Annotated in this window: 26 protein-coding genes; 21 read left to right on the top strand and 5 right to left on the bottom strand. The window is 62.9% G+C overall.

Annotated features, from left to right (window positions below):
- Positions 1-11: 11 nt before the first annotated feature.
- The 4 genes from mads1 to ABID16_RS09300 all read right to left on the bottom strand — a co-directional run bounded on the left by mads1 (position 12) and on the right by ABID16_RS09300 (position 3,028).
- Complete coding sequence (gene mads1, locus ABID16_RS09315; RefSeq protein WP_354556069.1) at positions 12-209, bottom strand: methylation-associated defense system helix-turn-helix domain-containing protein MAD1; 198 nt, start codon at positions 207-209, stop codon at positions 12-14.
- A gap of 92 nt (positions 210-301) precedes the next feature.
- Positions 302-1,570, bottom strand: coding sequence for a three-Cys-motif partner protein TcmP (locus ABID16_RS09310; RefSeq protein ID WP_354556068.1), 1,269 nt, complete (start codon positions 1,568-1,570; stop codon positions 302-304).
- A 27-nt stretch (positions 1,571-1,597) separates the two neighbouring features.
- Entirely contained in the window at positions 1,598-2,380 is a 783-nt protein-coding gene (locus ABID16_RS09305) for a DUF5131 family protein (protein WP_354556067.1), read from the bottom strand.
- A gap of 36 nt (positions 2,381-2,416) precedes the next feature.
- Positions 2,417-3,028: a DUF6088 family protein gene (locus ABID16_RS09300; RefSeq protein WP_354556066.1), complete on the bottom strand. Its 612-nt coding sequence runs from the start codon at positions 3,026-3,028 to the stop codon at positions 2,417-2,419.
- Between the two features lie 229 nt (positions 3,029-3,257).
- Between ABID16_RS09300 and ABID16_RS09295 the strand changes: the two genes are divergently transcribed.
- From ABID16_RS09295 to ABID16_RS09260, 8 genes are all read left to right on the top strand, one after another.
- Positions 3,258-4,208 (top strand): ArdC family protein, encoded by a 951-nt coding sequence (locus tag ABID16_RS09295; protein ID WP_354556065.1) that lies wholly within the window; start codon positions 3,258-3,260, stop codon positions 4,206-4,208.
- Between the two features lie 159 nt (positions 4,209-4,367).
- Positions 4,368-6,479 (top strand): ParB/RepB/Spo0J family partition protein, encoded by a 2,112-nt coding sequence (locus tag ABID16_RS09290; protein ID WP_354556064.1) that lies wholly within the window; start codon positions 4,368-4,370, stop codon positions 6,477-6,479.
- A 126-nt stretch (positions 6,480-6,605) separates the two neighbouring features.
- Complete coding sequence (locus ABID16_RS09285; RefSeq protein WP_354556063.1) at positions 6,606-7,022, top strand: hypothetical protein; 417 nt, start codon at positions 6,606-6,608, stop codon at positions 7,020-7,022.
- Entirely contained in the window at positions 7,019-7,282 is a 264-nt protein-coding gene (locus ABID16_RS09280) for a DUF6117 family protein (RefSeq protein ID WP_354556062.1), read from the top strand. Before ABID16_RS09285 ends, ABID16_RS09280 begins: the two co-directional genes overlap by 4 nt.
- A complete protein-coding gene (locus ABID16_RS09275) occupies positions 7,279-7,578 on the top strand; it encodes a hypothetical protein (RefSeq protein ID WP_354556061.1) in 300 nt (99 codons plus the stop codon). The genes ABID16_RS09280 and ABID16_RS09275 overlap by 4 nt, the downstream gene beginning before the upstream one ends.
- A gap of 149 nt (positions 7,579-7,727) precedes the next feature.
- Positions 7,728-12,074, top strand: coding sequence for a strawberry notch-like NTP hydrolase domain-containing protein (locus tag ABID16_RS09270; protein WP_354556060.1), 4,347 nt, complete (start codon positions 7,728-7,730; stop codon positions 12,072-12,074).
- On the top strand, positions 12,074-13,114 hold the full coding sequence (locus ABID16_RS09265; RefSeq protein WP_354556059.1) for a DUF7146 domain-containing protein: 1,041 nt from the start codon (positions 12,074-12,076) through the stop codon (positions 13,112-13,114). Before ABID16_RS09270 ends, ABID16_RS09265 begins: the two co-directional genes overlap by 1 nt.
- A 322-nt stretch (positions 13,115-13,436) precedes the next feature.
- Positions 13,437-14,363, top strand: coding sequence for a DUF2493 domain-containing protein (locus tag ABID16_RS09260; protein ID WP_354556058.1), 927 nt, complete (start codon positions 13,437-13,439; stop codon positions 14,361-14,363).
- Between the two features lie 15 nt (positions 14,364-14,378).
- Here the strand turns inward: ABID16_RS09260 and ABID16_RS09255 are convergent, their stop codons facing one another.
- Entirely contained in the window at positions 14,379-14,996 is a 618-nt protein-coding gene (locus ABID16_RS09255; RefSeq protein WP_354556509.1) for a plasmid pRiA4b ORF-3 family protein, read from the bottom strand.
- A gap of 303 nt (positions 14,997-15,299) precedes the next feature.
- Between ABID16_RS09255 and ABID16_RS09250 the strand changes: the two genes are divergently transcribed.
- The 13 genes from ABID16_RS09250 (at position 15,300) to ABID16_RS09190 (ending at position 22,154) form a co-directional block, all read left to right on the top strand.
- Complete coding sequence (locus tag ABID16_RS09250; RefSeq protein ID WP_174156977.1) at positions 15,300-15,467, top strand: hypothetical protein; 168 nt, start codon at positions 15,300-15,302, stop codon at positions 15,465-15,467.
- A gap of 139 nt (positions 15,468-15,606) precedes the next feature.
- Entirely contained in the window at positions 15,607-16,047 is a 441-nt protein-coding gene (locus ABID16_RS09245; protein ID WP_354556057.1) for a hypothetical protein, read from the top strand.
- 584 nt (positions 16,048-16,631) lie between these two features.
- Positions 16,632-16,958: a DUF736 domain-containing protein gene (locus tag ABID16_RS09240; protein ID WP_112796495.1), complete on the top strand. Its 327-nt coding sequence runs from the start codon at positions 16,632-16,634 to the stop codon at positions 16,956-16,958.
- Between the two features lie 181 nt (positions 16,959-17,139).
- The gene (locus tag ABID16_RS09235) at positions 17,140-17,385 is read left to right on the top strand and encodes a helix-turn-helix domain-containing protein (protein WP_113372415.1); all 246 of its coding nucleotides are present in this window, start codon (positions 17,140-17,142) and stop codon (positions 17,383-17,385) included.
- A 99-nt stretch (positions 17,386-17,484) separates the two neighbouring features.
- Positions 17,485-17,775, top strand: coding sequence for a DNA -binding domain-containing protein (locus ABID16_RS09230; protein WP_354556508.1), 291 nt, complete (start codon positions 17,485-17,487; stop codon positions 17,773-17,775).
- Positions 17,776-17,887: 112 nt separating this feature from the next.
- Positions 17,888-18,112 carry a transcriptional regulator domain-containing protein gene (locus tag ABID16_RS09225; protein WP_354556056.1) on the top strand — a complete coding sequence of 75 codons (225 nt, stop codon included), beginning with the start codon at positions 17,888-17,890 and terminating at the stop codon, positions 18,110-18,112.
- A 97-nt stretch (positions 18,113-18,209) separates the two neighbouring features.
- Positions 18,210-18,656 (top strand): DUF2285 domain-containing protein, encoded by a 447-nt coding sequence (locus ABID16_RS09220; RefSeq protein WP_354556055.1) that lies wholly within the window; start codon positions 18,210-18,212, stop codon positions 18,654-18,656.
- Between the two features lie 138 nt (positions 18,657-18,794).
- Positions 18,795-19,076: a helix-turn-helix transcriptional regulator gene (locus ABID16_RS09215; RefSeq protein WP_354556054.1), complete on the top strand. Its 282-nt coding sequence runs from the start codon at positions 18,795-18,797 to the stop codon at positions 19,074-19,076.
- 17 nt (positions 19,077-19,093) lie between these two features.
- Complete coding sequence (locus tag ABID16_RS09210; RefSeq protein ID WP_354556053.1) at positions 19,094-20,197, top strand: replication initiator protein A; 1,104 nt, start codon at positions 19,094-19,096, stop codon at positions 20,195-20,197.
- Entirely contained in the window at positions 20,194-20,850 is a 657-nt protein-coding gene (gene parA / locus ABID16_RS09205; RefSeq protein ID WP_354556052.1) for a ParA family partition ATPase, read from the top strand. The genes ABID16_RS09210 and parA overlap by 4 nt, the downstream gene beginning before the upstream one ends.
- Positions 20,843-21,094 carry a ribbon-helix-helix protein gene (locus tag ABID16_RS09200; RefSeq protein ID WP_354556051.1) on the top strand — a complete coding sequence of 84 codons (252 nt, stop codon included), beginning with the start codon at positions 20,843-20,845 and terminating at the stop codon, positions 21,092-21,094. Before parA ends, ABID16_RS09200 begins: the two co-directional genes overlap by 8 nt.
- Complete coding sequence (locus tag ABID16_RS09195; protein ID WP_354556050.1) at positions 21,091-21,612, top strand: DUF2840 domain-containing protein; 522 nt, start codon at positions 21,091-21,093, stop codon at positions 21,610-21,612. The genes ABID16_RS09200 and ABID16_RS09195 overlap by 4 nt, the downstream gene beginning before the upstream one ends.
- Positions 21,609-22,154: a S26 family signal peptidase gene (locus ABID16_RS09190; protein WP_354556049.1), complete on the top strand. Its 546-nt coding sequence runs from the start codon at positions 21,609-21,611 to the stop codon at positions 22,152-22,154. The genes ABID16_RS09195 and ABID16_RS09190 overlap by 4 nt, the downstream gene beginning before the upstream one ends.
- Positions 22,155-22,161: the final 7 nt, after the last annotated feature.

Below are 22,161 nucleotides of genomic sequence, written 5' to 3'. Positions count from 1 at the left end.
CTCCCACGACGTCACTCCGTTACACCTGAAGATTTGGCTGCGGCCTTCTGCGCCTCAATCCAGCGGTCAATATCAACCCGCGTAAATCGCCATTGCCCCCTCACTTTGAAGGCTGGAATTTCCGCCCGTTGCGCCATTGTATAGACAGTCTTTTCTGCAACTTTCAGCAGGTCTGCCACTTCCGGTAATGTCAGAATTTCATCAGGCATCAACTGGGCCTCAGGTTAAACTTTGGCAAGGAATGCCAGATTGCGCCTAAAAATGCCAGTCAAGGTTCGGGTCATCTGCGCCTGAACAGAACTTACTTGTCGCGATTGCTCTTCTTTCCGGATGCATCAAAAAACATTGGAAAGAAGCTGCGTTGCGTCTTCACCTTGATGATGTCGTTCACGCCGATCGTATTGGCTTTACGTCGCTCCCCACCCCCAGGGGTAATCACCTCAAGATCGGGATTTTCGATGATCGCGGCATGGACATCGTCGGCATGGGCCGGCGTCACGTTGTAGATGCTCTCGTAAAATTCCATCACCGACATAGCGTCGCCAGCTTCGCTCACAAGGCGCGGGATGTCTCCCAGAAGCTGGGTTTTGGCCGAAGCGCGGCCAGTGTCGTCAAAGAGATAGAGCATCCCTTCATCGTGTCGCGGATCATAGGACAGCATATTGAGACCAGACCGTCCAAAATGCGCCTGAAGACTGGCGTTGTCGTGGAGTATGTTGTTGTAAACCTGCCGTGCACGGTAGGCATTCGCGAAATGGATCAGCCAATATCGCCAGCCACCGGGATTGTTGATCGAGAAAGGGCTGACATAAGGCGCACAAAGGCGGAAGGCATCGAAGACAATCTTCTCCGCAGTGCCAAGCCAATCCTTTTGGCTCATCAAACTATCGAGCGCTTGGACGTCGCTGCTGGGCAGGCCGAGATAATCAAGTTGAACCCGTAACCGCTCCGGCTGATCCTTCTGAAGGAAGGCCAGCAATGAGCTGATGACAAAGGTGTAGAAGATTTCAGCCGCCGGATAGGAATGCATGATGTCGAGGATCGTGTTTCGCTCGACATGGCTGTGACCGCACTGATCCAGGTTGAAGATCACGCTCCGATAACGCCCCTGCTCAAGAAAATTCTTGATCGTAGGATAGGCGGCTTCAAAGAACTCGTTCAGATACTCAACGCGCAAATGAAGCTTCGGGAAAGTTGCGATGATGTCCGCCTGGAGCGGCGCCACATGGGTCTTGAGAAGTTCGATCGCATCGCGGCTGGCATCATTGAATACAAGCAGGCACTCGACCTCGATTGCGTTCAGGCCCTGCGCCGCGCGATGTGTGTTTACAGCTTCGGTGGCGCGCTTCAGCTCTTCGATGAAAATCAGGGGAGAGCCTGATGTCCCGCACTGATAACGACCGCCCCCTGCAAAGCCATCCACGATAGCCAGGCGAAAGCGCTCCTGTTGCGGCAGCTTGCAGCGGACGGTAAGATAGTCGAAGACATATTCACGAAGAATCTTGTGCTTGCGCCGGGAGTGATCCTCGAGTTTCGCCCCATCAGCCCATTCGTATCGCTTCTCGACCATACCGCCCCCTCAAGATGCATCGCGCGATCATGCAAACGCTTGCGCAGCGGCGGGCATTTCATCCCAGGTCCGACCGCGATATTCGCGGCCATTCGCCTTTTTCGACCGCTTCTTATTGTCTTTGCCCCATGTTCCCCACTGCTTGAAAAAGAAGGCGGTGTCGGCCGAAAGGCATTGCCCGTAGATTTCGTCGATCCATTCCTCGCGGATTGGACGTGCGGATTTTCCGCTCTCGCCGCCTACGATCGCCCAATGGATACCACTAAGATCGACGGAGCCCACCGGACCGATCAGCGGTTCGAATGAAATAAAGCGAATGGCCGCCGGCGCGGCGCGCAAATGTTCGATCCTGTCAACGACATTCCGATCCTCTATGCTGGTTCCCAGCCAGACATTCGGCAAAACTTCACCAATCTTGGCATCAACAAGTTCGGCCATGCGCTCAGGTCGCTTGGTCAGGATCTGGTAGTTATGGCGCGGTGTGTCACGCATGACTTTCCAGACGTCAAGAATGAAGTCGTCACTGACCCGCTCATGGAACAGGTCGCTCATGGAATTGACGAAAATCTTTCGAGGTTTGCGCCAACTATAGGGAATAGCGAGTGCGTCACGATCTTCGCGGACGACCCCGTTCCAGACCGTGCGTCGACCAGTCTTCCGAGTGAGGCCAGTATATTTTTCGATGTGCATGGCCTCGAGGCGCTTGGCCATTTCCATGGCATAGCAATTCGTGCAGCCAGCCGTGACAATTGAACAGCCGGCGACGGGATTCCAAGTGGCGTCCGTCCATTCAATTTGGGTTTCAGCCATTGCGCCCTCCCGAACGATTTTCAATCAACCTTAGCATCATTGCGCCATTTCCCCGGATTCATACGCCACCTTTCCAACGCTCTGCGCAAGCCATGTCGGAAGCTGAGATGCGGCGGCAACCAGTTCGCCGAATACGCTGGGTGACATCCTTTGCTTCAATGTCCTCAGCGCGGTTTCGGCTTTTTCCGGTCCCAGCCAGGCCAACGCCCGGACGGCATCCCCTGCCGGGCGGTTGGCCAAGACCAATTGCCAGCGCGGGGCGTGCCGAAATTCTACGACCTGTCTGCCGAGGTGCATTTTCCGGCTACGCCCGGAAGTCAGATAGACCGAGCGGACGGGCACCTGCGTCGTCAAGCCGAGAGCATTAGCCGCAGCAGCGCCGGTCGAGACGATGACCTCGCCCTTTTGGGTCACAAGGGCCTCCACAGCCTGCTCGATCGACGGCGGCCGCGTGCCGAACCGGCTGGTTACGGGACGCAGGTAAATACCACGACCGGCGCGAACGAGCTGCCCGCGTTCGGTCAGCCGCGACAATGCCTGATCGATTGCCGCTCGATTCCCGAGATGAAGCAAACCTTTGGCTGAGATAGCTACGCCGTCGGGCAGACTCTCCGCGTGCGCCAAAATCTGATCGGCTAATCGCGTCATCACATTTCTCCTGTTAGAAATGTATCTTAATTTCTGACAGTTTCCAAGGAAATCGGAGATGTTTCAGGAAGGGGAAAGCCTTCCCCAGCGGCCGAGTCCTGGTCTCGGCCGACCCCTTCTGCGAGGATACCCCGCAACGCCCCCCTGGAGAGTGAGAGTGCGGACGGGTTTTCCGTGACGGGTTGAGGGCCGGAGAAGAGCTTTCCGGCGCCCGTCGCGGAGAACGACGATGTTCAGGAATAACCGCAGCGGGCGTGCTGGCTCGGACCGGACGAGCCTTTACGACGACATCACCGGCAAAATCATCGCCGAGCTGGAGGCGGGCCGCTTCCCTTGGGTCCAACCCTGGGGCACCGTCGCGGCCAAGGTGCCCCTCGCCATGCCGAGGAATGCCGCGACCGGACGGCATTATTCGGGCATCAATGTGCTGATCCTCTGGGGCGCCGTGATCCAGTACGGCTTCCCCGGCCAGAGCTGGCTCACCTTCCGCCAGGCCCTGTCGCTCGGCGGCAACGTCCGCAGGGGCGAACGCGGCACGACCGTCGTCTATGCCGATCGCTTCACCCCGGAGGACGAAAAGCGCCGTGCCCGCGAGACCGGCGAGGAAGCTGCGGCGATCCCGTTTCTCAAGCGCTTCACGGTGTTCAATGCAGCGCAATGCGACGGGCTGCCGGAAGATGTCGCCATCGTCGCCCCGCCGCCTCCGCCCATCCTCATCGAACCACAGGTCGAGGCCCTGATCCGGGCGACCGGCATCGACATCCGCATCGGCGGGGACCGCGCTTTCTATGTCCCAGCGCTCGATTATATGCAGGTGCCGCCGCCCCAGGCGTATTTCGAGCCGATCAACTGGCACAGGACGGCCCTGCACGAGCTGGGACACGCCACAGGCCACCCCTCGCGCCTGAACCGCGATCTCTCTGGTTCCTTCGGCTCGAAGAAATACGCCTTCGAGGAGCTGGTCGCCGAGATCAACGCGGCCTTCTGCTGCGCCTCGCTCGGCATCACACCCACCGTCCGCCATGCCGACTATATCGGCTCCTGGCTCGAGGTGCTGCGCGAGGACAATCGCGCCATCGTGCGCGCCGCTTCCCAGGCCAGCAAGGCGGCCGACTGGCTGCTCGGGTTCCTGCCGGGCGCCGATGTCGATGCGGCCGACGACGAACGGCAAGCGGCGTAACGAGCCTGAAAACCGGAAAGGCGGAGAAGCGGGCTTCCGGCTTTACGCCTTGCCGCCCGCCTGGCGCTGCCCTCCGAGAGTGAGAGGGCGGCGCTTCGCTTCGTGACGGGTTGGAGGTCGAGAGAGAGGCTCCCGGCCGCCCGTCGCGGAGTAACGAACATGGCGACTGCCATTCAGAAGATCATCCTATCGTCGGCGCGCGACATCCCCTTCAACAAGCTGGCGCTGAGCCAGTCCAACGTTCGGCGCGTCAAGGCTGGCGTCTCGATCGAAGAGCTGGCCGAGTCCATCGCCCGGCGCGGTCTCATCCAGAGCCTCCATGTCCGTCCCGTCCTCGACGCCGACGGCACTGAGACCGGGATGTTCGCGGTGCCCGCTGGTGGCCGCCGCTTTCGCGCCCTTGAACTGCTGGTTAAGCAGAAGCGCCTGGCCAAGACGGCGCCGGTCCCCTGCATCGTCGGCGACCCCAACAGTGACATCCTCATCGATGAGGTGTCACTGGTCGAGAATATCGAACGCGCGCCTCTGCATCCGCTCGATCAGTTTCGCGCCTTTTTGGGGCTGCGCGACAAGGGCATGACCGAGGAGGCCATCGCCGCCGCCTTCTTCGTCGGCGTCAATATCGTCAAGCAGCGCCTGCGCCTCGCATCCGTCTCGCCGACCTTGCTGGAAATCTACGCCGACGACGGCATGACTCTCGAACAGCTCATGGCCTTCACCGTCAGTTCCGACCATGCCCGCCAGGAACAGGTCTGGGACGCGATCAAGGATGGCTGGCAGAAAGAACCCTATCACATCCGCCGGATGCTGACCGAAACCACGGTACGGGCCTCCGACAAGCGCGCCGTCTTTGTGGGCATCGAAGCCTATGAGTCAGCCGGCGGCATGGTGCTGCGCGACCTGTTCCAGTCCGACGATGGCGGCTGGTTTCAAGATGCCGCCTTGCTCGACCGCCTGGTGGCCGAAAAGCTGAAGACCGTCGCCGATGAGATCGCGGGTGAAGGCTGGAAATGGGTCGAAGCCAGCTTGAGCTTTCCCTACGGCCACGAGCACGGACTTCGGGCGCTTGTCGGTGTCACGGTCGACCTGACCGAAGAGGAACGTGCCACTCGTGAGGCATTTCGCGAGGAATATGACCGGCTTGAAGCCGAATATTCTGAAGCCGACGAGTTGCCCGACGATATCGACGCGAGGCTCAGCAAGATCGAACAAGCGCTCAACGCCTTCGAGCAGCGCCCGTCGATCTACGATCCGGCCGACATCGCCATCGCCGGCGTCTTCGTCAGCCTTAACGCCGATGGCACGCTGTCGGTGGATCGCGGCTATGTCCGTCCCGAGGATGAACGATCCTCCGGGAGCGATGGCAGCGATGCGCCGGAGCCTGGCGGTGATACCGACGATCTGGCCACGCCTGCCGTGCAGCGCGCCGTCATCACGATTGGCGGCCAGGCTGCGGAGCCGGAAGACGATGAAGAGGAAGGCATCAAGCCGTTGCCCGAGCGCCTCGTCATCGAATTGACCGCGCATCGCACCCTGGCTCTGCGCAACGCGGTCGCCGAAAATCCGGATGTCGCCATGACCATGCTGCTGCACAAGCTGGTCAGCGACACGTTCCGGCGCACCGCGCCCGCTGGCTGCCTCGAGGCACGCGTCAATCATGTCTTCTTCTCGGCGCAGTCCGAGGAATTGAAAGACAGCGCACCCGCGCGTGAGGTCGCCGAACGGCACGAGCGCTGGGGCGATCATGTTCCTGATGACGATCAGGCGCTCTGGGATTGGTTGGCTCACCTCGACGATGGCACACGGCTCGATCTGCTGGCTCATTGCGTCAGCTTCGGCGTAAACGCCCTGTTCGAGCGGCCGAACCCTTACGGATCGGGCATCAGTCAGCATGGTTTGGACGTGCGAATGGCGCAAGCCGACCGGCTGGCGCGAGCCACCGGCCTCAACATGGTGACGACGGGCTGGAAGCCGACCGTTGGCAACTATCTCGGCCGCGTCACCAAGCCCCGCATTCTCGAAGCCGTTCGGGAGGGCGCGGGCGAGCGGGCAGCAGGGCTCATCGACCATCTGAAGAAGGGCGACATGGCAAAGGAAGCCGAACGCCTGTTGGCCGACACCGGCTGGCTGCCCGAGCCACTTCGCCTGATCGATCAGGACGAACCGGCTACGAACAGCGAAGGCGACGAAGCGCTTCCCGCGTTCCTCGATGACGACGAGGCGCCCTCCGACGAAAAGGACGGGCCTTCGCACGCCGTCGCCGCCGAATAGCGGGCAATGCGGGACGGCTCTGGCCGTCCTGCACCCTCCTTCTCCCCCCTCTCAGCCCGGCGTCAAGATCCAAAGTCTGCGCGGCGATTCCGCCCGGGCTGGGCTTTCTCGTTTCAGGAGCCTGTCATGGCCGACTATTTCACCCATTTCTCGTGCCTGCTCGACGTCGGCACACCCGAGAACGCCGCCCGTGCGCTCGATCTCTACAACACGCTGTCCGAGGAAGGCGCATCGGAGGAACCACCTTCCGAAGGCTTCCTCCTCTCGATCCAGCCCGAGCATGGCGGCAGCCAGCTCTGGATGCGCGACGACGTGACCGGCGATCCCGAGCGCCTCATCCACTTCGTCAAGCAGTGCGCCGCCAAGTTCGGCCTCACCGGCAGATGGGGCTTCCAATACGCCAACACCTGCTCGCGGCCGCGTCTCGACGGCTTCGGCGGCGGCGCTCACGTCCTCGACCTCGCCACCGGCGAGACCGTGGACTGGATCTACACCGATGGCTGGCTCGACCAGACCATCGCCGGCGCGGGAGGTCCACTATGAGCATCCCCGCCTATGCCCGGACCAATTTCCAGACCCTGCTGCGCGCAGCGGGCGACGGCAATCTCGCCCTCATGGAATGTCTCGACGCGGCGACGGGCAATCCGCGCTACGTCATCTGCGCCGTGGGGCGAGACGATGGTGATTGCCTCTTCACGCCTTTCGGCCATCTCGCCGACGGCAACCCCTATGACGCCTATCTGCCGCCCGATCCAGGCGATCCCGAAGGCTTCGTGCGCCCCGAGCCAGGAGATGCGCCATGATCGATATCGACGCCATCTTCGCGGGGGATCGCCAAAATCCGCCGCATGAACGGTCTCTACCCTGGCCGGAAACCCGAGGCGGCCTCACCGTCGTGGTCATCGAGCCCAAGCCGCATTGGGCAAGCGACATGCGGGCGTTTCGATCCGACGCTCGGGAATATTGCACCTATGCCGACTGGACCGAGAATGGCGCGCGTGCCCGGTTCTTCGGTCATGTCTATACCTGCGGCGACGACCTGATCCGCAAAGCCCGCACACTCGTCGCCTCCGAGATCGCGGACGGGCTCAGGAACTGAAACCTCGAAAGGCGCCCCACCTCACGGTCGGGCGCTTTTTCCATGCCGGCGTTCCGAGAGTGAGAGGGCGGCCGGGACGGGTTTGAGCCGGTGCGGTCGAGAGAGAGCGCCGCGCGGCTCGTCCGTCCCGCTCTCCCGAGGCTCACATCATGACCCTGATCTCCGCATCCGCGACAGCCGCCGCTGCCGTGACGCTTCCGTTTGGCCCCACCCCCGAGCACGCCGACGCCATCTTCTCAGCAGCTGGTCTGCTATTGTCACATCTCGAACGTGGCGAGCGGGTCGACGCCGCAGTTTTGCGTGCGGCGATGGAAACCGCCTTTGGCGCGTCGGATGCGGCTGGCGCCTGGGACTGGAAGACGGCCTATGACGCCTGCGAGGCCGCAACCGTCCTGTTTCTCCGCAAGTACGGACATACGCTTTTCCGCAAAGCCGGAACTCCGGCGGCAAGGCTGTCCGCGCTGACGAAAATCGTCGGCCTTCTGCCGACACATACGCGGCGGTCGACGGAGAGCCAAACCTTCCAGCAATTCTCGACGCCGATCCCGCTCGGCCTGGTCGCCGCCCACGCCGCGGCAATCACTCCGGCCGACCGGGTGCTGGAGCCTTCGGCGGGCACCGGCCTGCTGGCCATCCTGGCCGAGATCGCCGGCGGCGCGCTCGTTCTCAACGAGCTGGCCGACACCCGCGCCAGCCTGCTGTCGCTTCTCTTCCCGGCCATTCCCATCACCCGCTTCGACGCGGCCCAGATCGACGATCATCTCGATCCCGCCGTGACGCCCAGCGTCGTGCTGATGAACCCGCCGTTCTCCACAATGGCCAATGTCGAAGGCCGCGTCGCCGACACCACATATCGCCATGTCGCTTCGGCGCTGGCGCGTCTGGCTTCCGGCGGACGACTGGTTACGATCACCGGCGCCAGCTTCGCGCCCGACAATCCGGCCTGGCGGGACGCCTTCATTCGCCTGCAGGAGCGCGGGCGCATCGTCTTCTCCGCCGCCATCGACGGCGCGGTCTATGCCAAACACGGCACGACGTTTCCGACGCGGCTGACCGTCATCGACAAGCGGCCTGCTGACGATCCAGCCGTGTTCCCGGTCGCACCCGGCGTTGCCTCGGACGCCGCCACGCTGCTGGGCTGGCTCGACGATCATCTGCCGACGCGGCTCGCCGTCGATCCCTCCCTCACGGTCCCAACTGTCGCTGCTTCCGCCCCTCGCAGCGTGCGCGGCTATATCAACCGCACCGCCAAGGCCGTCCCTGCGGCCGTGCCGATGGCCGAGCCGGAGGGCCTGCCACTCGCCTACGAGACCCAGGACGGCCTAGCGGGCGAAGACGGCCGTTTGTCCGACGGCATCTATGAAGAATACGGATTGCAAGCGATCCGTATTGCCGGTTCTCAGGCGCACCCCACCAGGCTGGTGCAATCGGCGGCGATGGCTTCGGTCGCCCCGCCAAAGCCGAGCTATCGGCCAAACCTCCCGGCCAATATCCACGAGCTGCTGTCCGACGCGCAGCTCGAGACCGTCATTTATGCCGGCGAGGCGCACTCCGATCATCTTGCCGGATCGTGGACGGTGGACGCCACCTTCGACGTGGTCAGTGCTGCCCGCGAGGATGCGAAAGATGCCGTGCGCTTCCGGCGCGGCTTCATGATCGGTGACGGCACCGGTGTCGGCAAAGGCCGCCAGTCCGCCGCGATCATTCTCGACAACTGGCTCCAGGGCCGCCGCAAGGCGGTGTGGATCAGCAAGTCCGACAAGCTGATCGAGGACGCGCAGCGCGACTGGTCGGCGCTCGGCATGGAGCGGCTGCTGGTTACGCCGCTGTCGCGCTTCCCGCAGGGGCGGCCGATCACGCTGCCGGAAGGCGTCCTGTTTACGACCTATGCCACGCTACGCTCCGACGACCGTGGCGAGAAGGTTTCGCGCGTCCGGCAGATCGTCGAATGGTTGGGCTCAGACTTCGACGGAGTCCTCATTTTCGACGAGGCGCACGCGATGCAGAACGCCGGTGGCGGCAAGGGAGAACGCGGCGACGTCGCCGCCTCGCAGCAGGGCCGCGCGGGTCTGCGGCTCCAGCACGCGCTGCCGAACGCCCGCGTCGTCTATGTCTCGGCGACCGGCGCCACGACGGTCCACAACCTCGCCTACGCTCAGCGGCTCGGCCTGTGGGGCGGCGAGGATTTTCCGTTCAGCACTCGCGGCGAGTTCGTCGAGGCAATCGAGGCCGGCGGCGTCGCGGCGATGGAGGTGCTGGCCCGCGACCTGCGCGCGCTCGGCCTCTACACCGCCCGCTCGCTCTCCTTCGACGGTGTGGAATACGAGCTGGTCGAGCACGCGCTGACCCTCGAGCAGACCCGCATCTACGATGCCTATGCCGGGGCCTTCGCCATCATCCATAACCACCTCGACGCGGCGATGGAGGTGGCCAATATCACCGGCGCGTCCGGCACGTTGAACCGGCAGGCCAAGTCCGCCGCCCGCTCGGCCTTCGAGAGCGCCAAGCAGCGCTTCTTCGGCCATCTGCTCACCAGCATGAAGACGCCGACCCTGATCCAGTCGATCACCAGCGACCTGGAAGCCGGCCATGCCGCTGTCATCCAGATCGTCTCCACGGGCGAGGCGTTGATGGAGCGCCGGCTGGCCGAGCTGCCGACCGAGGAATGGAACGACGTTCGCGTCGACATCACGCCAAGGGAATATGCTCTCGACTACCTCGCCCATTCCTTCCCGGTGCAACTCTACGAGCCGTTCACCGACAGCGAGGGCAATCTGTCGTCGCGGCCGGTCTATCGCGACGGCCAGCCCGTCGAAAGCCGCGAGGCCGTGGCACGCCGCGACGAGCTGATCGCGCAGCTTGCCTCGCTGCCGCCGGTGCCCGGCGCGCTCGATCAGATCGTCCAGCATTTCGGCACCGAGCTGGTGGCGGAGGTCACGGGCCGCTCGCGGCGCATCGTCCGCAAGCGCGCGTCTTCGGGCGGCGACCGTCTCGTCGTCGAAAACCGCGCGGCCGCCGCCAATCTCGCCGAAACCCAGGCGTTCATGGATGACAGCAAGCGCATCCTGATCTTCTCGGATGCCGGCGGCACCGGCCGCAGCTACCATGCCGAACTGTCGGCGCGGAACACGCGGCTGCGCGTCCACTATCTGCTCGAACCCGGTTGGAAGGCGGACGCTGCTATCCAGGGCCTCGGCCGCACGCACCGCACCAACCAGGCGCAGCCGCCGCTGTTCCGGCCGATCGCCACGGATGTGAAGGCGGAGAAGCGCTTTCTTTCCACCATCGCCCGGCGGCTCGATACGCTCGGGGCGATTACGCGCGGCCAGCGTCAGACTGGCGGTCAGGGCCTGTTCCGTCCCGAGGACAATCTCGAAAGCCCCTATGCTCGCGATGCACTGCGCCAGCTCTATCTCTTGCTGGTGCGAGGCAAGGTCGAAGGCTGCACACTCGAGCGCTTCGAAACCGCCACCGGCCTGAAACTGATGGACGCGAACGGCATCAAGGACGAACTGCCGCCCATCACCACATTCCTCAATCGGCTGCTGGCGCTGACGATCGAGCTTCAGGGCGTGCTGTTTACCGCCTTCGAGCAGCTTCTAACAGCCAAGATCGAGGGGGCCATCGCCAGCGGCGTCTACGATGTCGGGCTGGAAACGTTGACGGCGGAAGGCTTCACCGTCACCGATCGCCAGACCATCTATACGCATCCGGGCACGGGTGCCGAGACCCGGCTCCTCACGATCGCGCAGCGGACCCGCAACCGCCCGGTCACATTGGACGACGCGCTCGCCCATCTGGGCGAATCCAGCGCCAAGCTGCTGGTGAACGAACGCTCGGGCCGCGCCGCCGTGCAGATCCCCGCCACCTCGATCATGCTCGACGATGGCGAGATCGAACGCCGCGTCCGGCTGATCCGACCGATGGAATCGCACACCGTTCCGGTGAAGATGATGGGCGAGACCCATTGGATTGAGGCGGAGCGCAGCGCCTTCGCCACGGCCTGGGCCGCCGAGGTTGCGGATGTGCCGGAGTTCTCCGACAGCACGATCCACATCGTCGCCGGCTTGTTGCTGCCAATCTGGAAACGGCTGCCGAACGAATCCACACGTGTCTATCGGCTCCAGACCGACGATGGCGAACGGATCGTTGGCCGCAAGGTCTCGCCGGCATGGGCGGCCAACGCAACCACGACCGGCGCAGCCACGCTCACGCCTGCCGATGCCTTCATGGCGCTGATGGATGGGCGCACCATCCTCGATCTCGCTGAGGGGCTTCAGCTTCGCCGCGTCCGCGTCATGGGCGCAGATCGCATCGAATTGTCGGGGTTCACCGACACGATGCGCGAGCGGCTTACCGCCTATGGCCTGTTCCACGAGATCATCTCCTGGAAGCTCAGGATGTTCGTGCCAACAGATGCCGCCGGCCCGGCTGTATTGGAGCGCGTGCTGGGACACTATCCGGTGCAGCGCATCGGCGAGCGCGAGGCGGCGTGATGGCCCGGCTCGACGCTTCCGATCTGGCGACCCGTCTCGGCCGGGAGGCCGAGGCGGTGTGCCGCCACTATCTCGACGCTGGCCGTCGCCAGGGCAATTACTGGCAGGTTGGCGATGCCCGCAACACGCCCGGCCGCTCCATGTTCGTGCGGCTCAAGGAGACGGTGAAAGGCCCAGCCGGCAAATGGACCGACGCCGCCACCGGCGAGCATGGCGACCTGCTCGACGTGATCCGGGAAAGTTGCGGCCTCATTGACTTCGCCGATGTCATCGGCGAGGCGCGTTCCTTTCTCAGTCTGCCGCGTCCTGAACCCGCACCAGCACCGAAGGAGCGACCGGGCAAACCAGCTCCGTCAGGCTCGGCCGAGGCGGCAAGGCGATTGTTCGCCATGTCGAAGCCGATCAGCGGCACCCCCGTAGAGACGTATTTCCGCACACGCGGCATTACGGCTTTGCACGGAACCGGAAACCTGCGCTTCCATCCACGCTGCTATTATCGGCCAGATGACCATGGCCCGCTTGAAACCTGGCCAGCGATGATCGCCGCCGTCACCGATCTCAACGGCCGGATTACTGGCGCCCACCGGACATGGCTCGCCCCTGACGGCACCGACAAGGCGCCTGTCGAAACGCAGCGCAAGGCGATGGGAGACCTGCTTGGTCACGCCGTTCGCTTTGGTGTGCCGGGTGATGTGATGGCCGCGGGCGAAGGCATCGAAAGCGTGCTTTCGGTAAGCCAGGCCATACCGGACATGGCCATGGCGGCGGCATTGTCCGCTGCCCATCTCGCCGCCGTTCTGTTTCCGGAAACGCTGCGTCGGCTCTATGTCATCCGCGACAACGACCCGGCGGGCGACGGCGCGCGGGACAGTTTGATCGAACGAGCGAACGCGGTCGGAATCGAGGCGATCGTGCTGTCACCAGTACTGGAGGACTTCAACGAGGATCTCCGGCGCCTTGGCCTCGATACACTCCGGGCTAATCTCAGGGGCCAACTCGCACCACAGGACGTCGCCCGCTTCATGGCGCTGGCGGCATAACCGGCAGGGAGGAAAGTGGCGACGTCATCGCCATGCCCGCCCGGATGCCCCTACATCGAAAGAGAGCCACGCCTCGGCCTTCGAGAGGGCGATCGGCCCATAGGCGTGCCGGGGCGGCAATGGCCGCCGCCGGCTATTTTCCGGCGGCGGCCCCAAAAGAGAAGTTGGGCCGCCTTTCCATCGCGAAACAAAATAGCCGGCTTGTCGCCATCCTCCGCTTTGCTCCGGCCCTGCGCTTTGCTGCGGGTGCAGTCCCGTCCCGCCCATGCGCTTCGTCGCCATGAAGGCCGCGAGGGTCGCGGTCCAAACGATGGAGCATCCCATGAGCGAGCGCGACGATTTCGAGCCCCACCACGCATCCTCTCCCACAGACCATCTCCTCCAGGAGCTTCAGCTTTACGGCTATCGCCCTTTTGAGGGCGAACCAGACCCCCGCCCACTGCCGGAAGCAACCCGCGTCACCGGCGCTATCGCCGACATCTTCGACGCCCTGATTGCAACCCTTATTGACACCCGCCTGGAACCCGATCTCGACGATCTCCTCTGGTCAACCGTCAATCTCTTCCACCGCGCTTGCCACCGGATTGAACGCGAACTGGACGACAACGAGCAAGGACAGCGCCGCCTTCAGCGCGAACAGGATGGCAGCGAGGTGAAATCCGTCGAACTGGAGCGCCTCACCGCCGAGGGCCAGACGCTTCTTGAGCGCCGCGACGCCTTCGAACTGATGCGCGACCAAGCCGCCGACCATTTCGAGCGCCATACCGGATCAAGCTGGAGGCCCCGCACAGGATCGATGGTCAACCATCGCAATCTTACCGCAGCGATGATCGACAGTCGCGACTTCCTGGCAGCCAAACGTCGCACTGAGACCGAAGTGCTGATGCCCGCCGGGCCGAAGATCGCCTTCACCGGCGGCGACACTGCCGACCACAAGCTGATCTGGGCCAAACTCGATCAGGTCCACGCCAAGCATCCCGACATGGTCCTAATGCACGGCGGCTCTCCCAAAGGCGCCGAAAAGATCGCTGCGCGCTGGGCCGATCATCGCAATGTGCCACAGGTCGCCTTCAAGCCCGACTGGGTGAAGCACGCCAAGGCCGCACCGTTCAAACGCAACGATCAGATGCTCTCTGTCATGCCAATCGGGGTTATCGTCTTCCCCGGCACCGGTATTCAGGACAATCTCGCCGACAAGGCCCGCAAGCTGGGCATCCCGGTTTATCGATTCGGCGGAAGCGGTGCGTGAGCGCCGCTGGAACGCCTACACCCGCTTTGGCTTGGGCTGATGCAACCTCCGGCGAACATTTGGTTTCAGTGCGTTGCCGACATCCTTGTTGACGAGGTCCAGATCAAACCACTCGGGATCGAAGTGCCCACCGCACCAACGCTTGATGTCGGCGTGTTCAGGGTCGCCAGGATCCCCCATCACCTCGAGGAAATGCTCATATCCCGAGATCCCGCCGACGTCTTCAGGCGGCCTTGCAAAGGCACCGTCCTCGCAGATGGCCTTTTTGGGAAATACATCAAGCCAAAGCCATTCCTCCAGTTCAACCGTATGTCGCCAGTTGTCGCCGAAGTCATATGTGTAGGTAAAAGTGCTTCCGGATCGAGAAAAATCCTTAAGTTGAACATCCCGTTCATCGAAAACACGCGGATCATCTGGACCCGCCCCATCTTCCAGAAGGGCGACATCGCCAAAGCGCAGTCCGCCGATGTGGAATTCGTGGAGATGGTAGTTCCACCAATTGAACGCGGCCTGAATTCCAAGGTGGAGGTGTTCGAGATTCCAGTGTGCCGGTATGAGCAAACGCCGCCAGATGGCTGGCTGGATACCATCAATCGATACACGAAGGCGAACGGCGTTAGGCGCTGAGGACATAGCAAGGACGATGCCGAAGCCAAGGCCATGCGTCAAGGCGCAGTCAACGAACTTAACAAGCCAATAGCATCACCGAACGCAACTGATTCCGGCGAATATTCGAGCAGGAGCCACCCCGCTTCATTTGCGCTTATCCTTGATCCATCCAACGGCCTGACGCCATCAACCCGTAAAGGGTCGGACTACGCATGCGCGTGCCGCCGCTTGCGGCTTCGCCTTCATCGGTGATTGCGGCCTTTGGCCGGACGCTTCGGGCGCCTGTCAGCGGGGGATGGTCCTCCGCTTCAAACAGGAGCCGGATCAATGTCCTCCACCGACGCTTACGCCTTCGCTCTCAGCCTCGCCTCAACCCTGATGGTGGCCATCATCATCTTCCGCGCCGGCGACGGCACGCTCTCGGTTACGCCGGCCGCCGAATTCGACGGCGACGAGGCCTCGATCCTGCGCGAAATCGATCCCTTCGCCCCTTAACGGGGCGAACGCCTCGCCTCAAATGGCGGAAACCCGCCGGTTTCCACTCCTCTTATCATTGTCGATTTGCTATAATGCAGCTGCGCCGTGGTGGTGGTGGAGGCGCAACCGTCAGAGTTCATCTCCCGGAGATACCACCATGCTCTTTCTCGGCATTCTCGCATCCATCGCCGCCATAGGCTTCTTGTGCTGGCTGTTGTTCACGCTCGCGGTCTTCGCACTGCCGCTTTTCGCCGGCGTTTCAATCGGAACGTGGGCTTATGGCACGGGCGCTGGATGGCCTGGCGCAATCCTCATCGGCCTTATTGGCGCGGCGCTGACACTGGGCATCGGCCAATTTCTGCTGATCGTCGTGCGGCCTCTCTGGATCAGGCTTTTGATTGCGGCTGCTTTTGTGCTTCCGGCGGCAATCGCCGGCTTTCACGCCACGCATGGTATCGTCAAGCACACCATGCCGTCTGAAACCTGGCAGGTCATCTTCTCCGTTGTCGGCGCGGTCGTCGTGGGGATCACTGCGTTTCTGAGGGTGGCGGGCATGGTAGCGTCCCCGCCGTCGAGCGGGACCGTGGCGCGGGCGTAGCAATCGTGATCAACGCAGGTCGACCCAGCCAAGCGAAGACTTCCGCCGCCTTGTGCCTCAAGGTATTTGGGACGGGCGGTGTGAACGATCATCAAGTGAGCCGATGAAACACGATCCCCATTTGCCACGCGACAGAAAAGCCTCAGACTGACGCTGCCGACCAGACGGCACTGCGGCGGGCTATCAGGTGGCATCGGTCAGGATGATGCAAGCCTAAGGTCCAGGCACTGGCAATTGATCTCGATGTCACTGCCTATGCCGGTTCATGAGAAACCAAGGCAGCCATCTATCTCCGTTCGGACTCGTTGAGAACCGCCACCTGCACGGCCTCTCCAATGGGCTGATCTGGCCGAAGGACGGCTTCGCCTCGACCGCCTAAGCCGCAATGGCGCAACGCAATTTTCTTCCCCTGGGTTTCACCCATTCCTCGCGAGCCAAGAAAACCGCTCCGTCACCATCCTCCGCTTCGCTCCGGTCGCCATCATGAATGATTTGTCGATGCGGCGTCGATCGCCTCCGGCCTCCCGATCGCCATCGAGGCCGCTGCGGTAGCGGGCTCGAATACGAAAAACGGAGATTTTAAAATGGCTACCATCGGCACCTTCAAGAAAACCGGATCAAACGAGTTCACCGGCGAGATCGTTACTCTGAGCGTCCAGGCCAAGGGCGTTCGCATCGTCCCAGACCTTCGCGCCAACGGCGAGAACGCCCCCAGCCACCGCGTCATGGTCGGCCGGGCCGAAATCGGAGCCGCCTGGTCGAAGCGCTCCAACGACGACCGGCCCTATCTCGGCCTCAAGCTCGACGATCCGAGCTTCAACGCCCCCATCTACGCCAATCTCTTCGACGATGAGGACGGCGAGACCTACTCGCTGATCTGGTCCCGCCCCAACGGCCGCCGCGGCGACTGACCCCGGCGCCAAGACCCCGGCCCTCCGGCCGGGGTCTTTCCCCTGACAACCGAATCAGTTGCTGGTCAATTCCGGTTAGCGCCGCGATCTTCAACGGTTTTTACTCGCACCGCGCGCCAAGAGCGACTATTATAGTCGTAGTTCTGGCATATGCGTTGCTGCCGGTGGGAGGTGATCATGCATGATCACCGCCCGACAATCACGGGCCGCACGCGCGTTGCTGGGATGGACGCAGGAGACGCTCGCTGACAAGGCCCGAGTATCATTGACCGCGCTCAAGCGCCTCGAATCCGAAAGCGGCCTCGAGGTGTATGAAACCACGCGCGATCAGGTTCGCAGGGCACTGGAGGCGGCAGGCATTGTGCTCCTGCTGACCGACAAGGGTGAAGGTGTGCTTCTGCATCATGAACAGTCTCGGCAAAGATAATCGTTGATTGACCGCTGAGAATACCATGCCTGCCTTCCCCGTACTTCATCATGCCCGGGTCATTGACAGGGTGCATAGAGTTAACGGCGTGGAAATCATCTGCTACGGTGTCAGGTAATGGCGCAATCAACCCAACATTTTCAGGACGAGCCACCGGCGGGGCCTTCGCTCACAGTCTATGACCAGGAGCATATGATGCTCTATCTGCGCCTCCTGGACGCCGCGCGCGACGGGGCTGACTGGCGAGATGTCATGAAGGTTCTGTTTGACCTTGATCCAGACGCCGATCCGGAACGATGTCGCCGTGTTCATGCTGCCCATCTCGCTCGCGCCCAATGGATGAGCGAGCACGGCTATCGGGAGCTGATCGGCAAGAACCCACCCGCTTAACGGGGTGATGCTTCTACGGCATCAGGCGATGCCGACTCTCTGTCTTCCACCCGACAACCCATCCGGGAATCTTACCCCTCCCTCAATTCGGCACCATTGATGGAGGGTTCTGATGCTGCCAGATGCGTCTCGCTGGCGATCCGCCGCGAATTACGAACACGTCGACACCCTGAGCGCCTCTGATCTCGCCTGGGAGTGGTTGCGCCGCAACGAAGGCTACGACAGGGACTATGAAGCTCTGAGCGACCCCGGCGCTGACCGCGAACAGCTGACGGAAAAAATCCGCCAGCACTGGGGGTTGCGATTTCGCCGTCGATCCAGCCCTCGACCTGCCTGACGCCCCTGTCTTTTGGCTGCCGCAAGCCGATACCAGCGTGGTTCTGTTATCGTCACCGCCGCCGGTGCTGCAAGACGCGCGCTCGCAAGACAGTCCCTTGCCGATCGCCTTGCCCGCAGACCAGCAAAACATTGACGGTTTCCATGCGCTATTGCCTCTGCTGGACGATCAAAGGCTGCAAGTGTTCAGCCTGGACGCCGAACCCCTTGCCGCGATCATTCCCCTGACGCTGGAAGGCTTCGACCGGCTTGCAGCCGTCTATCGCCTCCTCGCTCACCTTCATGGCCGGTCCGTGCCGCCCGACGCACGTCTGACGCGCCAGCAACGCGCCCGGGCACGGCGCATGCTACAGGCCATCGATGGATTACGCTCCGGCGCCACCCAGCAAGAGATCGCCCAGAGCCTCTTCCGCCTCAAACGATTGGGCCGAAGCGAATGGCAAGTGTCCCCGATCCGCCATTCGGTGATGTCGCTCCTCCGCGACGCCCGCTCGATGATTTCCGGCGGCTATCGCAAACTCCTTCGCCACCGTCGCAAACCCTGAAACTCTTGTACTGACGCGGTGTGGGAAATTCGACCCCCGCAAATTCCTCCTCCATCCAACCCGCTTCCCTTCGCCATCGTGGCCTGCATTCGCCGTCTGTTCCCGACGGTTCCAACGCACACCACGAAAGGCCGATCCATGCGCCCCGATCTCGCCGTTTTGCCGCCGCGCTTTCTGCGCACCAAGGAAGCCGCCGAATTCCTCAGCCTATCTGCCCGGACCCTCGAAAAGCACCGCACCTATGGCACCGGTCCGGCCTACAAGAAACTCGGGGGCCGCGTCGTCTACGCCGTCGACGACCTACAGGCCTGGGCCGAGCGCGGGGCGGTGACGTCGACAACCGATCCGCGCGGCAAGGTACTTCCAGCCAAGCGCCATGGCTTCCCGTCGGACGGCCAGCCAAGCCGCCTCGCGCGCTGACCCGGCGTCGTTGTCCAATGTCGGCGCGGCATCGAACCCTTTCGGAACGTGGGCAGCTCGATCTCTTTCGGGCACTCCCTGGCGATTTCGCGCCAAGAGATGCGCAGGATCTCATGGCCTATCCCTTCTTCTCCCTGTCCAAATCGCATCGTGTGACGCCCATCGACTTCGTCGCGGGCGCCATCTCGATCCGCGTCGAGGCTGTGCCAGACCATGGCATGGCCACCATCTGGGACGCCGACATCCTGATCTGGGCCGCAAGCCAGATCGTTGAAGCCCGCGACTCCGGCTTGCGGACCTCGCGGCTCATGGCGGCGACACCCTATGAAATTCTCACCTTCATCGGTCGTGGAACATCACTTCGCGACTATCAGCGCCTCAAGGCGGCGCTGGACCGGCTGCAATCGACGACGGTCAGCACCTCCATCCGTCAGGCGGCGGAAGGCCGCCGCCATCGCTTCTCCTGGATCAACGAATGGAAGGAGCGCACGGATCGGACCGGTCGCCCAGACGGCATCGAGCTGATTGTTCCTGACTGGTTCTATCAGGCCGTGCTCGACAACGCCCTCATCCTCACCATTGACCGGGCCTATTTCGATCTGACTGGCGGGCTTGACCGCTGGCTCTATCGCCTTGTGCGCAAGCATGGCGGCCGGCAGCGCAACGGCTGGCGGTTCGACTTCCGTCACCTGCACCAGAAATCCGGCGCTCTATCGCCGTTCAAGCGCTTCGCCTTCGAGCTGCGTGACATCGTGCGCCGTCAGCCCCTGCCGGGCTACACGCTGTTTCTGGAGGTCGAGGTTGGCGGACGAATGCTACTCGCCTTCGAACCTCATCCCGCCTGTGGACAGGCTGTGGATAGCCTCGTGCCATCGGGAACCCTCGGACACGTGCCATCAGGAACCGCCCTCTCGTGCTATCAGGAACCCAAACAGGGTCTAAACTACGGACATAAAAGCGGAAATCGCCCCCTTAACTTAGAATCTAACTCAGAATCTAACTTCTTGATGCGCGCGCGCGATGGGGAAAACCCATCTGACGATGCCTTTGACGCCCAGGAAAGCGCCGGAAAACCGATCACCAAGAGCCAGTCTCCAGACCGTTCGGGAGAAGCGCGATGATCGTGGCTCTCCTCAATCAGAAAGGTGGCGTCGGCAAGACGACGCTGGCGCTGCATCTGGCAGGCGAATGGGCGCGAAAGGGCCAGCGCGTCACCCTCATCGACGCCGACCCGCAGGGCTCGGCATTGGACTGGTCGCAGCAACGCGAGCATGAACGCCTGCCACGGCTCTTCGGTGTGATCGGACTGGCCCGCGATACGCTCCACCGTGAAGCACCGGAACTTGCCCGCAGCGCCGACCACGTCGTCATCGATGGTCCGCCCCGTGTCGCCGGATTGATGCGCTCGGCGCTTCTGGCGGCAGACCTGGTGCTGATCCCGGTACAGCCTTCACCGCTCGACGGCTGGGCTTCCGCTGAAATGCTCGCCCTGCTCAAGGAAGCCCGCATCTATCGTCCGGAGCTTGCCGCCCGTTTCGTCCTCAATCGCTGTGCGGCGCGCACCATACTGGCGCGTGAAACCGCTGACGGTCTTGCCGATCATGACCCGCCGGTGCTCGGCGCAACCATCGGCCAGCGCATCGTCTTTGCCGCCGCCGCCCAATCTGGACAGCTGGTGCAGGAACTCGACCCTGAAGGGCCAGCCGCGCGAGAAGTTGCCCAGCTCGTCGATGACATCACGAGCCTTGCTGCCGGGAGGGTGTGTCATGGCTGAGCGCCCGTCCCGTCGCGGCTTCGCCGCCCGGCCAGCCGATCCGGAGAGCTGGATCAAGGCGCCTGATGCGCCAGCGCGCGGCGCTGATAGCGCGCTCAACACCGCACGTCTGACCATCGACGTCACGCCGGACATGCGCGGGCGCATCAAGATCGCCGCCTTCCGCCGGGGCATGACCGTTGCCGACATGCTGCGCGATCTCCTCGCGCGGGAGTTTCCAGACGACGCCAGAGAGCCGTCATGAGCGTGATAGCCGGAAGCCAAGCGATCCGCCAGGCTGGGCCAGCATCTGCGCAGGCCACAGAACTCACCGAGGTCGAGCTGGTGTGGATCGAGAAGCAGATCGAACACTGGATACGCTTCGGCCATGAGACCTCCGAACGCCTGATCGACCGCCGCCGACGCTGCGTCAGCTTCGCGCCGGAGAGCGTCTTCGCGCTCATCCGCTGGGCGGCGAACAGGTTCGGCACGGTGAGTTCGCATCTCTACGTCGTGCGCACCGTGCGACCCGGCTACGTATTCCAGACCGTGCCTTCCGTGGTGCCCGGTGGCGACATCCTGCTGCATGTGGCGAGCTGGCCGAAGGTCGAACGGGTTTTGAGCCACATCGACGCCATTGAGGCCTTGCGGATCGACCCGTGCGCTGTTGCGCCCGATCACTGGCGTCATCTCCACAATCGCCTCGCGACCGGCGAACCGCCACGCCCCTACACGCTGGCGCGTCATCGGGCGTGGCTTAAACGACTGGAGGCCAGCCAATGAAGCGCGTCCTTTATCTTCTCGCGGCGGCCACGGCCCTTTCAGCGATCGGCATCACCACCTTTTCCGTTATGCCGATGCAACTCCTCTGGAACGCCACAGCCAGTGCGCCCATCGGCCTCTATGCTGTTGGCCCAGCCGACAAGCTAGAAGTCGGCGATCTGGTGGTCGTCAAACCAGACGAGGCGCTCGAAGATTTCATGGTCGAGCGCCGCTATATCGGTCGTGGCATCCCCCTTCTGAAACACATCTCGGCCCTTTCCGGGCAACAGGTCTGCCGGATCGGCCGCGACATCATGATCGATGGACGTTTCGCCGCCACGGCACTCGACCGCGACAGGCGCGGTCGTGAATTGCCGGTCTGGCAGGGCTGCCAGCACATCGCTCCGAACGCGGTTTTTCTGCTTAACCCCGCCGCCCGTGATAGCCTCGATAGCCGTTATTTCGGCCCGCTGCCGGTCACGGATGTGCTCGGCAACGCGCAGCCTCTCTACACCGATCCTACCGGAACGGGCCGCTTCATCTGGCGCGCAACAGCGCCTTGAGCGCCCG

The organism is Limnomicrobium aquaticum, assembly GCF_040545545.1.
Classification (GTDB): Bacteria; Pseudomonadota; Alphaproteobacteria; order Rhizobiales; family Rhizobiaceae; genus Ensifer_A; species Ensifer_A aquaticum.
Note: the sequence above shows the minus strand (reverse complement) of the source record. Positions and strands in the feature narration are given on the sequence as shown.